This is a genomic window from Paenibacillus lignilyticus, from assembly GCF_017942085.1.
GTDB lineage: Bacteria > Bacillota > Bacilli > Paenibacillales > Paenibacillaceae > Paenibacillus_Z > Paenibacillus_Z lignilyticus.
This window is the reverse complement of record NZ_JAGKSP010000001.1, coordinates 708,510-721,811: the sequence shown is the minus strand read 5'-3', so window position 1 is coordinate 721,811 and position 13,302 is coordinate 708,510. Positions and strand designations below refer to the sequence as shown.

15 protein-coding genes are annotated in these 13,302 nt (G+C 53.2%); 10 read left to right on the top strand and 5 right to left on the bottom strand.

The window, feature by feature from the left end; genetic code table 11:
* The first annotated feature begins 11 nt into the window (after positions 1–11).
* The 4 genes from I8J30_RS03155 to I8J30_RS03140 are packed head-to-tail and all read left to right on the top strand — an operon-like array spanning position 12 to position 3,993.
* Positions 12–383 carry a sensory rhodopsin transducer gene (locus tag I8J30_RS03155; protein WP_091214085.1) on the top strand — a complete coding sequence of 124 codons (372 nt, stop codon included), beginning with the start codon at positions 12–14 and terminating at the stop codon, positions 381–383.
* A gap of 20 nt (positions 384–403) precedes the next feature.
* Entirely contained in the window at positions 404–1,696 is a 1,293-nt protein-coding gene (gene rhaA, locus I8J30_RS03150) for an L-rhamnose isomerase (RefSeq protein ID WP_210655283.1), read from the top strand.
* Positions 1,697–1,707: 11 nt separating this feature from the next.
* Positions 1,708–3,183: a rhamnulokinase gene (locus I8J30_RS03145; RefSeq protein WP_210655281.1), complete on the top strand. Its 1,476-nt coding sequence runs from the start codon at positions 1,708–1,710 to the stop codon at positions 3,181–3,183.
* 39 nt (positions 3,184–3,222) lie between these two features.
* Entirely contained in the window at positions 3,223–3,993 is a 771-nt protein-coding gene (locus I8J30_RS03140; RefSeq protein ID WP_210655280.1) for a DeoR/GlpR family DNA-binding transcription regulator, read from the top strand.
* Positions 3,994–4,040: 47 nt separating this feature from the next.
* Here I8J30_RS03140 and I8J30_RS03135 read toward each other — a convergent pair whose 3' ends face one another.
* From I8J30_RS03135 to I8J30_RS03120, 4 genes are read right to left on the bottom strand one after another with little or no spacing between them, the layout of a single operon-like run.
* Positions 4,041–4,805, bottom strand: coding sequence for an ABC transporter permease (locus I8J30_RS03135; RefSeq protein WP_210655278.1), 765 nt, complete (start codon positions 4,803–4,805; stop codon positions 4,041–4,043).
* Positions 4,802–5,752: an ATP-binding cassette domain-containing protein gene (locus tag I8J30_RS03130; protein ID WP_210655276.1), complete on the bottom strand. Its 951-nt coding sequence runs from the start codon at positions 5,750–5,752 to the stop codon at positions 4,802–4,804. Before I8J30_RS03130 ends, I8J30_RS03135 begins: the two co-directional genes overlap by 4 nt.
* Positions 5,753–5,763: 11 nt before the next feature.
* Entirely contained in the window at positions 5,764–6,117 is a 354-nt protein-coding gene (locus I8J30_RS03125) for a DUF1048 domain-containing protein (RefSeq protein ID WP_210655274.1), read from the bottom strand.
* Positions 6,110–6,439, bottom strand: coding sequence for a PadR family transcriptional regulator (locus I8J30_RS03120; RefSeq protein ID WP_210655272.1), 330 nt, complete (start codon positions 6,437–6,439; stop codon positions 6,110–6,112). The genes I8J30_RS03125 and I8J30_RS03120 overlap by 8 nt, the downstream gene beginning before the upstream one ends.
* Before the next feature lie 172 nt (positions 6,440–6,611).
* Between I8J30_RS03120 and I8J30_RS03115 the strand changes: the two genes are divergently transcribed.
* From I8J30_RS03115 to I8J30_RS03100, 4 genes are read left to right on the top strand one after another with little or no spacing between them, the layout of a single operon-like run.
* Positions 6,612–7,340: a (Fe-S)-binding protein gene (locus I8J30_RS03115; RefSeq protein ID WP_210656061.1), complete on the top strand. Its 729-nt coding sequence runs from the start codon at positions 6,612–6,614 to the stop codon at positions 7,338–7,340.
* The gene (locus I8J30_RS03110) at positions 7,337–8,866 is read left to right on the top strand and encodes a LutB/LldF family L-lactate oxidation iron-sulfur protein (RefSeq protein WP_210655270.1); all 1,530 of its coding nucleotides are present in this window, start codon (positions 7,337–7,339) and stop codon (positions 8,864–8,866) included. Before I8J30_RS03115 ends, I8J30_RS03110 begins: the two co-directional genes overlap by 4 nt.
* A complete protein-coding gene (locus I8J30_RS03105) occupies positions 8,856–9,590 on the top strand; it encodes a LutC/YkgG family protein (RefSeq protein ID WP_210655269.1) in 735 nt (244 codons plus the stop codon). Before I8J30_RS03110 ends, I8J30_RS03105 begins: the two co-directional genes overlap by 11 nt.
* An 18-nt stretch (positions 9,591–9,608) precedes the next feature.
* On the top strand, positions 9,609–10,316 hold the full coding sequence (locus I8J30_RS03100) for a FadR/GntR family transcriptional regulator (RefSeq protein WP_210655267.1): 708 nt from the start codon (positions 9,609–9,611) through the stop codon (positions 10,314–10,316).
* Between the two features lie 65 nt (positions 10,317–10,381).
* Here the strand turns inward: I8J30_RS03100 and I8J30_RS03095 are convergent, their stop codons facing one another.
* On the bottom strand, positions 10,382–11,281 hold the full coding sequence (locus tag I8J30_RS03095) for an SDR family oxidoreductase (protein WP_210655265.1): 900 nt from the start codon (positions 11,279–11,281) through the stop codon (positions 10,382–10,384).
* Positions 11,282–11,427: 146 nt separating this feature from the next.
* Between I8J30_RS03095 and I8J30_RS03090 the strand changes: the two genes are divergently transcribed.
* Both I8J30_RS03090 and I8J30_RS03085 read left to right on the top strand, forming a co-directional pair.
* A complete protein-coding gene (locus I8J30_RS03090) occupies positions 11,428–11,700 on the top strand; it encodes a DUF2277 domain-containing protein (RefSeq protein WP_210655263.1) in 273 nt (90 codons plus the stop codon).
* Between the two features lie 268 nt (positions 11,701–11,968).
* Complete coding sequence (locus I8J30_RS03085) at positions 11,969–12,691, top strand: DNA-binding response regulator (RefSeq protein ID WP_210655261.1); 723 nt, start codon at positions 11,969–11,971, stop codon at positions 12,689–12,691.
* Positions 12,692–13,302 lie beyond the last annotated feature (611 nt).

Sequence of the window (13,302 nt, the reverse complement as noted above, 5' to 3'; positions counted from 1 at the left end):
TTGGTGCGGGCATGTATCAAGCAAGAGGCGAGAAGCACTGGATTATACCGGACGGCTACATTCCTCCAACGAGCAAAGGTTCACTTGAAAGCCACGAATCGGTGTGTGTACTCAACTGTGCATCGGAAGACGCACTGATCCGGATGACCATTTTCTTCGAGGATCGCAATCCGATTGAAAACATTCTTGTTGTCGTACCGGGCAGACGAACCAAACATATCCGTACCTCTTCCCTTTCGTCAGGCGGAGAGTTCATTCCGGTCGGCGTTCCTTATGCGATTGAGGTATTGAGCGATATTCCGATTATCGTGCAATACAGCCGTTTGGATGCAACGCAAGCGGAGAATGCATTAATGTCAGTCATAGCTCATCCTCTAAAATAACGATAAAAGGAGCATGTGAGATGGACCAAACAATTCAAGCCAATTATGAGGCAGCCAAAGCGCTGTATGCACGCCATGGTATTGACGTGGATGCGGCATTGGAGCAGCTGGCTCAAATTAAAATATCGATGCATTGCTGGCAAGGAGACGATGTACGAGGCTTCCTGAACAAAGGCCAAGCGCTGACAGGAGGCATTTCGGTTACCGGTAATTATCCCGGAGCTGCCGGTACGCCGGAGGAGCTTCGCTCGGATTTGGAGCTGGCATTCTCCTTGATTCCCGGCAAGCACAAGCTGAATCTGCATGCGATTTATGTAGATACGGACGAGCAAGTCGAATTGGACAAAATCGAACCGAAACATTTTCAGAAATGGGTCGATTGGGCGAAGGAGCAAGGACTCGGCCTTGATTTTAACCCAACCTGCTTCTCCCACGAGAAGTCGAAGGACGGCTTCACGCTGAGCCATCCGGATCCGGAGATTCGTCAATTCTGGATCGACCATTGCAAAGCATCCCGCAAAATCGGCGCTTATTTCGGCGAGCAGCTCGGCCAAACCTGCGTCACGAACGTATGGATTCCGGACGGATTCAAAGATACGCCGGTCGATCGTTTGGCACCGCGCAAACGGTTGAAGGATGCGCTCGATGAAGTTTTCGAGGAAGAATTGAACCCTGCTCATAACCTGGATGCAGTGGAGAGCAAACTGTTCGGCTTGGGCTCCGAAGCTTATGTTGTTGGTTCGCATGAATTCTACATGGGCTATGGGATGCAAAACAATAAACTGATCTGTCTGGATGCCGGCCATTTCCACCCGACGGAGGTCATCTCGAATAAGCTGTCTGCGATTTCATTGTTCACAGACGGCATTCTGCTCCATGTCAGCCGCCCAATGCGCTGGGACAGCGATCATGTCGTGACGATGGACGATGAGCTGATCGATATCGGCCGTGAGCTTGTCCGCGGCGATCTGCTTAGCAAAACGCATATCGGCCTCGATTTCTTCGATGCCAGCATTAACCGTGTAGCCGCTTGGGTTATCGGAACGCGCAACACGATCAAAGCGCTGATGAGAGCGATGCTGGATCCGGTAGAAGCATTGCGCCAAGCGGAGCTTGATGGCGACTATACGACTCGCCTTGCGCTGCAAGAGGAATTCAAATCTTACCCGTTCGGCGCGGTTTGGGATTATTACTGCGAGAAGAACGGCGTGCCTGTGCGTGAAGCATGGCTTGCCGAAGTGAAAGCTTACGAGCAAGCGGTATTGCTGCAGCGGGGCAAAGAACCGGTCGAAGCAGCAGAATCTAACGTATAGGAGGATGCAGCTTGCCAAGCATTCTGGCTTATGACCTTGGAGCCAGCAGCGGAAGGGCGCTGCTCGGCCGATTAAATAATCGCGTTATCGAGGTAGAGGAGCTTCACCGATTCGGCAATGATCCGGTCGGCGTCGGCGACCGTTTGCAGTGGGATATTCTCCGTTTGTTTCATGAAATCAAACAAGGACTGCTGAAGGCGAAACATGCCGGCGAAACGCCGGCAAGCCTTGCCATCGACTCCTGGGCGGTCGATTTCGGACTCATCGGCCGAGACGGCGAGCTGCTGGGCAATCCCTACCACTATCGGGATCGTCATACCGACGGAGTAATGGAACGCACGAAGGCGCGCCTTACGACGGAAATGATTTTCGGCCGGACAGGGATTCAGTTTCTGCCGTTTAATACGATTTACCAGCTTGCGGCGCTGAAGGAAGCAAATTCTCCGCTGCTTGAGGGGGCAGAACGGTTTCTCATGATTCCGGATCTGCTTCGGTACTTCCTGACCGGCGAGATGCATAACGAGTTCTCGAATGCGACAACGACGCAGCTGTACAATCCGCTCGAAGCACGCTGGGACCAGCCGCTGCTAGAAGCGATCGGGATCTCGCCATCGCTGTTCGGCGACGTTGTTCAGCCGGGGGCACGAGTGGGTCAACTGCGGCCTTCCCTTATGGAAGAGCTCGGCATCGGTGCAGTGCCGGTTTATGCGGCAGCCGAGCACGATACGGGCTCGGCGGTTGCGGCGGTTCCGGCGCTGGAGCGAGATTTTGCTTACTTAAGCTGTGGCACTTGGTCGCTGATGGGGACGGAGATCGATCGTCCAATCATCAACGAACTCGCGCAGGAGCTGAATTTCACGAATGAAGGCGGCGTTTACGGCACCTACCGTTTGCTCAAGAATATTATGGGGCTGTGGATTTTGCAGGAAAGCCGCAGAGCTTGGGAACGTGCCGGTCAATCGTACACTTTCCCTGAGCTGATTGCTTTGGCGGAGAAAGCGCCGGCATTCGGTGCGCTCATCGAACCGGATGATCCGATGTTCCTGCATGCAGGCGATATGCCAGCGCGAATTCGTCAATATTGCGTGTCGACGGGGCAGACAGCGCCGGCAACGCCGGGCGAAATCGTCCGCTGCATTCTGGAAAGTCTTGCACTGAAATACCGTTATGTGCTTGAATTAACAGAGCGGCTGTCAGGCAAAACGTTCAGCGGTCTGCATATGGTAGGCGGCGGCATTCAAAATGTGCTGCTGTGCCAGTGGTCGGCGAATGCGATCGGCAAGCCGGTTTGGGCCGGGCCGGTTGAAGGCAGCGCACTTGGCAACTTAGTCGTGCAGTGGATTGCGCAAGACGAGCTCTCCGATATTTGGGAAGCGCGCAAGGTGATCCGGGAGTCGTTCCCTGTCGTGGTGTACGAGCCGCAGGAACGCCAGTTATGGGATGATGCATACGGGAAATTCCGTGCGTTAACGGGACTTATCCAATAGAAGATGGCAATATGAGCAGTTCGCGAGAAGAGGATGACTATGCTGGTTGCAGAGCGTTATGAGAAAATAGTGGGACTGGTAAATGAACGGGGCAGCATCCGGGTAACGGAGCTCAGCGAGCTGTGCCAGGTGACGGAGGAGACGATCCGACGCGATCTGGATCGGCTTGAGCAAGCGGGAAGGCTTCGCCGTTCGCATGGCGGTGCGGTCAGCGTGAAGGATCTGCCGCAGCAGCAGCCGGAAATTCCGTATGCGGAGCGTGAAATTACGCACGCGGAGGAGAAGAAGCGTATCGCGCAGGAGGCGGTCAAGCTCATTCGCCCGAAAGACCGTATCCTGCTGGACGCGAGCTCTACCGCGTGGTATATGGCTTCGTATTTGCCGGATTTTCCGCTGACGGTGCTGACCAATTCGATCAAAGTAGCGACCGAGCTGAGCAGCAAGGAGCGCATTGAAGTCATTTCGACAGGCGGCTTGCTGGCGCAGCGCTCGTTATCTTTTGTCGGTCCGCTTGCAGAGCGGTCGCTCGACCTTTACCATGTCGATAAAGTATTTCTCTCTTGCAAAGGGGTTCATTTGGACCGCGGCATTAGCGAGTCGAATGAACTGCAAGCGCGCATCAAGCAGAAAATGATCGGTATGGCGGACGAAGTAGTATTGCTGGCCGATGCCAGCAAGTTCGGAGTACAGGCGTTTACGCATGTCGCGGACATCAGCGAGATCAATCGGATCATTACGGATCAGCGGCTTCCGCAGGATACGCGGCTGCAGCTTGCGGATCGTACTTCGATTTCGGTTTTGACCGTGTAAGCAGCAAAGATGACTTCCGATCGAATCGGAAGTCATCTTTTTTATTGTTATTTCATGCGCCGCTTATACACCTTCATCGCGGAGTAACAGAAGACCACCAGGATCGCCGAACTCCATATCAGCGCCGAAAGTGTTGTTTGGTCCGCTGTTCCTCCGAGTAAGAGAGAACGGATGCTTTCGATGAGCGGCGTCATAGGCTGGTATTCGGCGAAAACGCGAACGGCTCTCGGCATGCTGTCGGTAGGGGCAAATGCCGAGCTGACAAATAAGAGCAGCATCAGAATGTAAGCGAATACCCCGGCGCCTTCGAAGGTTTTGGCAAGTAGGCCAAAGGTGACGGCAATCCACGTGAATGCGAGAATGCTGAGCAATAGAATGAGAATAGCCAATACCCAACCGAGCGCATCAGCTTGAGGGCGAAATCCCATTAAGAAAGCCGCGAGAAAGATAGCAATGAGCGAAATGACGTTAAACACTAAGGACGCGATCACATGACCGCCTAGAATGGATGCTTTTGCGATAGGCATGGAGTGGAAGCGCTCGAAAACACCTTTGGTGAGATCATTATTGATACGGAGCGAAGAGTAGGCAACACCGCTGGCAATACAAAAGAGTAAGATGCCGGGCACAATGTAATTGATATAGCTTAGATCGCCGGTGTCCATCGCCCCGCCGAAGACATAAACGAAGAGCAGCATCATCATGATCGGCATGGCAAGCACGGTAATAATGGTATCGATGCTGCGCGTGGAATAGCGTATGACACGTCCGCTCATAACGGCAGTATCGCTTAGAACATGCATCAGCTTCATAGGGACCGCTCCTTTTCGTTTGAGACGAATGTCAGAAATACATCTTCCAATGTAGGCAGCTTCTGCGCAAACTCGGCAATCTCGATTTCCGCGTCCGCTGCTTTAGTCAGGAGCTTGAGCATTTGCTTCGTAGTTCCGTCGGTGATGACGGAGAGCGTGAGATTGTTCTCATCTGCCGTCGCGTTGTATTCGATAAACAGGTCGCGTGCTTTTGACAGCGCAGCTTCATGATCGAAACGGAGCTCCAGATGTCCGCGCGGCAGCAGGTTTTTCAGCTCCGCAGGGCTGCCGTTTGCAACGATTGTGCCTTCATGCAAGATCGCGATTTGATCGGCAAGGTGGTCGGCCTCTTCTAAATATTGCGTCGTGAGGAAGACGGTGACACCCGATTTTGCAAGATCCTTGATGATCTCCCACATGGCAATACGGGATTGCGGGTCAAGACCGGTAGTCGGCTCGTCCAGAAAAATAACGCGCGGATTGCCCAGCAAACTCATGGCCAAATCCAAACGTCGGCACATGCCGCCGGAGTAAGTCGCGATGCGGCGATCGGCGGCATCGAGCAGGTCGAAGCGACGCAGGAGCTCGTCGGCTTGGTTGTCGGGGTTCGGCAAATGGCGCAGTTTGGCCATCATGCGAAGATTCTCGCGTCCGGACAAAATATAGTCTACGGTGACGCTTTGTCCTGTCAGGCTGATTTCGTTTCGTACCTGCTCCGGCTGCACAGATACATCATAGCCGTTAATCTTCGCATTCCCGCTGTCAGGCTGGAGCAAGGTGGCAAGGGTTTTGATGATCGTGGTTTTGCCGGCACCGTTGGAGCCGAGCAGGGCAAAGGTCGAACCTTTCTGCACGGCGAAGTCGACTCCCCGCAGAACTTCCACATTTTTGTAAGCCTTCTTGAGGCCTTTTACCTCAATGGCAAGATTGTTCGTCGTCGTCGGCATGATGATGCCTCCTATTTCCCCAGTTTTTTATGAATGGATGCGTTCATTTTGGCACGCATCTGTCCTGTCCACGTTTGAGAAGACACACCTTCCAGCAATCCGTCACAGAAAGCCATGACGTCGTTTCCGACTAGATCCAGAACGTCTCGTCCTTCGGCGGCGGCCAGCTCGAACATGTCGAGCATCTCGGGAAAGAGGTTGATGACTGCGGGATCCTGAGACGAGAAAGTGAGCATATAATGTGAGGCGATTTTATATACTTCGCGGTATTCATAGGGGAGCTTCTTTGCACGTTTGACGCATGCTCTGTACACTTTTTTCTGCTTACGTCCTTCTTGGATGGCATGAACGATTTTCTTAAACACGGCTATCCTCCTTCAGTTGGGCAAGTCTTGACGAGATGTAGCCCCATTTGTCCCAAAATAACTTAAGCTCACGCTGCCCGGCGTCATTCAACCGGTAAAACTTCCTTGGTGGCCCGACATCGGAGGGCTTCTTCTCGATATCGACGAGTTGATTTTTCTCGAGCCGGATCAGAATCGTGTAGACGGTGCCTTCGACGACATCCTGGAAGCCGAGCGTATTGAGGGATTTTACGATTTCGTAGCCATAGGTTTCTTTCCGGCCGATGATTTCAAGCACGCAGCCTTCCAGAACCCCTTTCAGCATTTCCGTAAGGTTTTCCATAAACGTCCTCCAAGCTACTTTGTATCGCTTAGTACCACTACATAGTATCACCAAGTAGCTGTGTTGTAAACAGTAAATTAGGCCAAGTCTCCGCATTTTTATATTGTCAACATGTCTGACAACCTGATAAAATGATATCATAACTATTTCATAAGGCGAGGTGCCGATGAACGTGAAAGTTTCCTTATTTATTACTTGTTTAAGCGATGCCTTATATCCTCCGGTCGGTGAGGCGATGATCCGTTTGTTAGCCAGATACGGCGTAACCGTGGAGTTCCCGACCGTGCAAACCTGCTGCGGCCAGCCTGCTTTCAACAGCGGCTACTGGAAGGAAGCGCGTGAGACGGCGGCTACGATTCTGGCTGCTTTTGAAGATTGCGATTTCGTCATTTCTCCATCCGGTTCTTGTACCGGCATGATTCATCATTATCCGAAGCTGTTCGAGAACGATCCTGTCATGCTGGAGAAAGCGATTAAGCTGCAGGAGAAATCCTACGAGTTTACGCAATTTCTGGTGCAGGTGCTAGGGGTTACGGATGTTGGCGCTAGCTTCCCGCATAAAGTCACGTATCATCCTTCCTGCCACGGCAGTCGCCTGCTGGGCGTGAAGGAGGAGCCGCTCATGCTGATGAAGCAGGTGCAGGGGATGGAGCTGATTCCGCTTCCTTTTGCCAATGATTGCTGCGGGTTCGGGGGTACGTTTGCGGTAAAAATGTCGGATATCTCCGGTGCGATGGTGAGCGAGAAGAGCGATCATGTGCTGGAGACGGAAGCGGAAGTACTTGTTGGCCTAGATATGGCATGCCTGATGAACATTGCGGGCAATTTGCGATACCGGGATAAGCCTGTGCGCGTGATGCATCTGGCGGAGCTTCTCTATGAAGGAGTGAAAGGCGCATGAGTGGAGCAGGAACGGTTGGCGGCAACACGGTCAAGGAACGGGCGGATATTGCGCTGAACAATGATTTTCTGCGTAAAGCGGTTCGGTTTACGACAGAGCGTCTGCGTACGGGCAAGGAGAAAGCAGCCGAGGATCATGGCAACTGGGACGATTGGCGCGAGCGCGGACGGCAAATCCGTCTGCATACCATTGCGCATCTCGATTATTACTTGAATCTGTTTGTGAACAATGCGCGAGCGAACGGTGTCCATGTGCATTTTGCCGAGACGGCAGCGGATGCGGTTAAGATCTCGCTGGATATTGCGAAGCATGTTGAGGCTAAGTCGGTCGTGAAGTCCAAGTCGATGGTGACGGAGGAGCTTCATCTCAACACGGCGCTGGAATCGATCGGGGTCGAGGCGATTGAGACCGATCTTGGCGAATATATCATTCAATTGGCCGGCCAAACGCCATCCCATATTATCATCCCGGCTATTCACTTGAATCGTTATCAAATTGCGGATCTGCTCTCGGCCGATGCCGGAGAGACGCTTGAGCCGGATACGCAGATTCTTGCCGGCTTCGTGCGCCGTAAGCTGCGGGAACGGTTTCTGGAAGCGGACATTGGCATGACAGGCTGTAATTTCGCCATTGCCGAAACGGGATCTATGGTCTTGTTCGAGAATGAGGGCAATGCGCGGATGGTGACGACCGTTCCGAAGACGCAAATTACGCTGATGGGGATGGAGCGTATTATTCCGTCGTTCGCCGATCTGGAAGTGATGGCGACGCTGCTGCCGCGTTCGGCGACAGGGCAGAAGCTAACCGTATATATGTCGGCTATCTCCGGGCCTCGCCGCGAGGTCGATGCGGACGGCCCGGATGAGATGCATATTATTATCGTGGATAACGGGCGCTCGCTGCAGCTTGGCGACCCTGAGTTCCAAGAACTGCTGAACTGCATTCGCTGCGGCGCTTGTTTGAATGCTTGTCCGGTTTATCGCCACATTGGCGGTCATGCCTATGGCGGCACGTACAGCGGACCGATTGGAGCGGTGCTTACCCCGGCGCTGAAGAAAAACGTTGCGGAGTGGGACGATATCGCCAATGCTTCGAGTTTATGCGGCGCGTGTTACGAGGCTTGTCCGGTGAAGATTCCGCTGCACGAAATGCTCGTTTATTTGCGCCGGCGCAAGCTGGAGAGCGGCCGCGGCGATAAGCTGGAAGCGCTCGGCATGAAGGGCTTCGCTGCGGTGATGAAGAATTCGAAGCGATTTAAAGCCGTGCTGAAGATCGGTCAATTGGGTCAAAAGCTGGTCGTTCGCGATGGCGGAATCCGCACGAAGGTCGGTCCGTTGAAGGGCTGGAACACGTACCGCGTTGCGCCGAGCTTGCCGAAGGAATCGTTTAGGGAGAAGTGGCCTACGATGGAAGCGGAAATCCGCAGCGGCTTGCAGGAAATGGATCCAGCGATGAAGCGCCGGATGGAAGCGATCGTGAAGGAACGCGGAACAGGCAAAGGAGGAGGGCATGGTCATGGCAGCTAGGTCAAAGGAGCATCAAGCATGGCTCGACGGGCTTGACGCGGAGTCGCGCGCGAAGCAGACGGGTTTCATCGACGGCATCTCCGCGAAGCTGAGACGTCCGCGCGAGATCGCGCCGCCGGCGCATCCGTATCGCGGCGCGCCGGATTTCTGGCAAGACTTTGAGTGGCCGCTCGAGGAGCGCGTCGCGAAGTTTATGGACAATTTCAAAGCCGTCGGAGGGCATGCCGTTCGGCTTGCCGATATGGAAGAAGCGAAGTCGTTTATTGCGGGCAAGGCGGCCGAGATGAGCGCGAAGTATGTGATCCGCCAAAATCAACCGGAGCTGAACGAGCTGGGCTTGGAAGCGGCCATTCCGGATGCGAAGATATCCGTTTGGAACAGCGATCCGGAGGAATACTGGAAAGCACGGGCTGCGGAAGCGGATTTCGGCGTTGTTGTGGCTGATTATGCAGCGGCGTATACGGCTTCGATTACGGTTACGTCATCGAAGGACAAAGGGCGCTCCGTTAGTTTGCTGCCGACGGTACTCATGGCGATTATTCCGATTGAACGGCTGCATACACGTTTGGGCCAAGTTTTGATAAACTTTGATCAGGCAGGACGAGCGAACTTGCCGGCAGGCATTCATTTTATATCCGGGCCAAGCCGATCTGCCGATATCGAGAACGACCTGACGATTGGCGTACATGGACCCGGCGTCGTCTACGCGATCATTGTTGGCTAATAGAAGGGAATTCTACCGATGGAAGTTACCCGTTTATCGAAACGCAATCATTATGAGGAGATTGCCGAGCAGCTTAAGCGCTTGGTTATTGACGGCAAGCTGAAGGTCGGCGACAAACTGCCTTCGACGAAGGAGATGTCGGAGCAATTCGGCGTCGGACGCTCGACCATGCGCGAGGCGCTCAGTGCGCTGAAGGCTATGGGTTATATCGAGATCAAACAGGGCGGCGGGTGTACCGTTATCAACAGCGCGCCGCCTGAAGTGGAGCTGCCCGAATTGCAGTCGCTGCGGATGAACCGCGAGACGCTGCTCGAGCTTCTTGAAGCAAGGCAGTCTTTGGAGGTATCGAACGCCTCCATCGCTGCCTTGAAGGCGACGGACGCCGATTTGGCTGAGCTGCATCGGATCATGCAGGAGATGGAAGCATCGATCGGCGATGATCGGGAGGGGGAGCGCACCGACGTGGAGTTTCATGCGACGCTGGCGCAAGCGACGCATAATTCCATTATGGTGCGGCTGTTCGATTCCATCGTGAGCCAGCTTGAAATGGCTATCCGCGAGATTCGCCGGGTCGAGATTTACGCGAATCGCTCGGTTTCCGAGCGGCTGTATCGCGAGCATCTCGCTATCTACGAGGCGATCTCCAGCCGGGATGCCGATCTCGCGGGCGAGCGGATGAAGCAGCATCTTGTGCATGTGGTGAGTAATTTGTTGAAGCATTTGTAGGGATCGATGCCCGCCGAGATCAGGTTTATGATCTTGGCGGGCATTTTGTTTTGCATATGATGTGGCTAGGTTGTGACCATTGCGCCTCCATTGACATGGACGACTTCGCCTGTTACGTAGCTCGAATCGTCAGATGCGAGGTAGACATAAGCAGGTGCCAGCTCGAATGGCTGGCCGGCCCGCCTCATCGGCGTATCCAGGCCAAAGGTGGAAACGTATTCTGCAGGGTAGCTGGACACGGTAAGCGGCGTCCAGATCGGTCCCGGAGCAACCGCATTTACCCGGATGCCCTGGTGCACCAGAGAGAGGGCAAGGGAACGTGTGAAAGAAACAACGGCACCTTTGGTAGAAGAATAATCGATGAGCAGAGGTGCGCCTTGATAAGCGGTAATGGAGGCTGTATTGACGATCGCGGCTCCGGATTTCATGTGCGGCAGCGCTGCTCTGGTGATATAGAACATGGGGAAAATGTTCGTTTTGTACGTGTCGTACAGCTGCTCCGCGGAAATATGCATAATGCTGGTTTGCGGGAACTGCACGCCTTGGTTAAGGATTAAGACATCTATCTTGCCGTAGGTCCTCATCGTCAGATTGACGACTTCCCGGCAGTGCTGCTCCGATCTTAAATCACCCGGTAGGAGCAGGCAGGTTCTGCCGAGCTGCTCGATTCTCTGTTTGGTTTCGTTAGCATCCCTGTGCTCATATAGATAAGGGATGACGACATGAGCGCCTTCTTTCGCAAAAGCAATGGCAACCGCACGGCCAATTCCGCTATCGCCGCCGGTAATGATGGCCACCTTATCTTGCAGCTTGCAGCTGCCTTTATACGAAGGATTTTCAAATATCGGCCTTGGCACCATCTCATACTCCAGCCCAGGCTGGACAGGCTGATGCTGGGGAGGAAACGCGATCGGCTCTTCTTTGCAGACCGTCTTTTTACCGTAATACGGGTAAACGGGGATCATTGGCTGTGGCTACCTCCTGAAAATAATCAGATGGTGTACTTTATTCATCTGCAGGCGAATGGGTACATGTGCGGAGTTCGAGACTAGAGACTGGGGCCGCGGTGTAGTAAAATAAGGAATAATGCTTGACCAAAAGGAGACTCGCTATGTGCCGTAATATTAAGACGCTGTTCAACTTTGATCCGCCTGCTACCGAAGAAGAGGTTCATGCAGCCGCGGTGCAATTTGTCCGTAAGCTCTCAGGGTTCACTGCACCCTCCAAAGCGAATGAGGCTGCCTTCCACATCGCGATTGACGAAGTTACCGCAGTTGCGCAGAAACTGCTTAGCTCATTGGTAACCAATGCCGAACCGCGCAATCGCCAAGTCGAGATCGAACGCGCCAAAATCCGTTCCGTGAAGCGGTTTGGGACGAAGTAGCCGGTGAAGTGATTCCGGAGGAAGTAGCAACGAATGATGGCTGAGTAGGTCATAATTGAAGCGACGGGAGGCCATTCGATCCGTTAAGCGATTCGGCAATCGGTATCTTCGAATGTCCTCTTTTATCCCAAAACTCTAGCACGCAGAAGTCGAATCCACTATAATTGAAGCATATATGAGTTACATAATTTGTCCTGAAGCACAGGCTGCTCTTCTCGGAGATTTTTCCGGGCGGGCAGCCTATTTTTATTTGTCGGAGGAGTGGGTCATGATGGTGGCGCAAGAGTTCGAGCAGGCATATACGCGTATGATGGAACAAGCGATGGAGAGTGGGAGCGAGGAGCGGAAACGAAGGTTGTCGGAGTACGGAGAGGCAGAGAAAGCTCTGCTTCAGCAGGTGTGGTGGCCGGCAGTCGGGAGCTTAGACTATTTGCATCCCCAGTATGAGCTAGTGGATTTGAAAGGCGGGACGCGCTTCGCAGACTTCGCTTATTGCCCTCCGTTGTCTTATCAGCTATTACTGGAGGTTGACGGCTTTGGGCCGCACTGGCGGGACATTTCTCGTTGGAAATTCGCTGATGACTTGTGCCGTCAAAATCATCTGCTCATCGAAGGCTGGAAACTGCTGCGTTTCGCCTACGACGAAGTCATGGAGAAACCCCGCCGAAGCCAACAAACGCTGCTCATGGGATTAGCCAAATGGGGCGGCATCGCTCGCCCCGCCGGCGAAGAGCTGAGCGTTTACGAGCGAGCACTCCTGCATTTGATGCAGGAGTGCTGGGGGGAACTGACTCCGGTTGCTGCGGCGAAGAAGATGGGGATTTCCAGAGGCTCCGCTGCAAAACACCTTCGTTCACTTGTTAGCAAAGGCCTTCTTGTGACGAAAGTATCTGGGACAGGCAGAATTATGCGCTATAAGCTGTCTACTTCAAATTTGAGTAGCAAAGAGGTCGGAAATGAGCGCATGAAGCGCACGAGGAGATCTACATAGTAGTTAGTTTGGAGAAATGAGCGCATAAAGCGCACTAGGAGATCTACATAGTAGTTAGTTTGGCGAAATGAGCGCATGAAGTGCACGAGGAAATCTACATAGTAGCTAGTTAGGGGGAAATGAGTAAATGTAGCGCACGAGGAGATCTACATAGTAGTTAGTTTGGCGAAATGAGCGCATGAAGTGCACGAGGAGATCTACATAGTAGTTAGTTTGGAGAAATGAGCGCATAAAGCGCACTAGGAGATCTACATAGTAGTTAGTTTGGCGAAATGAGCGCATGAAGTGCACGAGGAAATCTACATAGTAGCTAGTTAGGGGGAAATGAGTAAATGTAGCGCACGAGGAGATCTACATAGTAGTTAGTTTGGCGAAATGAGCGCATGAAGCGCACGAGGAGATCTACATAGTAGTTAGTTTGGCGAAATGAGCGCATGAAGTGCACGAGGAAATCTACATAGTAGCTAGATAGGGGAAAATGAGTGAATGTAATGCACGAGGAGATCTACATGGAAGTAATTTCGGCGTAATGAGCGAATGTAGCACAACAAGAGATCTACATGAGGCAGCGCGCCCGCCTCGGCCGGCCGCCCCGCTGGCCCGTGACATGA

Bases quoted from the DNA above. Each gene is read 5' to 3' on its own strand.
- I8J30_RS03155 (WP_091214085.1), top strand. From the start codon at position 12: ATGTATCAAGCAAGAGGCGAGAAGCACTGGATTATACCGGACGGCTAC.
- rhaA (WP_210655283.1), top strand. From the start codon at position 404: ATGGACCAAACAATTCAAGCCAATTATGAGGCAGCCAAAGCGCTGTAT.
- I8J30_RS03140 (WP_210655280.1), top strand. From the start codon at position 3,223: ATGCTGGTTGCAGAGCGTTATGAGAAAATAGTGGGACTGGTAAATGAA.
- I8J30_RS03135 (WP_210655278.1), bottom strand. From the start codon at position 4,805: ATGAAGCTGATGCATGTTCTAAGCGATACTGCCGTTATGAGCGGACGT.
- I8J30_RS03130 (WP_210655276.1), bottom strand. From the start codon at position 5,752: ATGCCGACGACGACGAACAATCTTGCCATTGAGGTAAAAGGCCTCAAG.
- I8J30_RS03120 (WP_210655272.1), bottom strand. From the start codon at position 6,439: ATGGAAAACCTTACGGAAATGCTGAAAGGGGTTCTGGAAGGCTGCGTG.
- I8J30_RS03110 (WP_210655270.1), top strand. From the start codon at position 7,337: ATGAGTGGAGCAGGAACGGTTGGCGGCAACACGGTCAAGGAACGGGCG.
- I8J30_RS03105 (WP_210655269.1), top strand. From the start codon at position 8,856: ATGGCAGCTAGGTCAAAGGAGCATCAAGCATGGCTCGACGGGCTTGAC.
- I8J30_RS03100 (WP_210655267.1), top strand. From the start codon at position 9,609: ATGGAAGTTACCCGTTTATCGAAACGCAATCATTATGAGGAGATTGCC.
- I8J30_RS03095 (WP_210655265.1), bottom strand. From the start codon at position 11,281: ATGATCCCCGTTTACCCGTATTACGGTAAAAAGACGGTCTGCAAAGAA.
- I8J30_RS03090 (WP_210655263.1), top strand. From the start codon at position 11,428: ATGTGCCGTAATATTAAGACGCTGTTCAACTTTGATCCGCCTGCTACC.
- I8J30_RS03085 (WP_210655261.1), top strand. From the start codon at position 11,969: ATGATGGTGGCGCAAGAGTTCGAGCAGGCATATACGCGTATGATGGAA.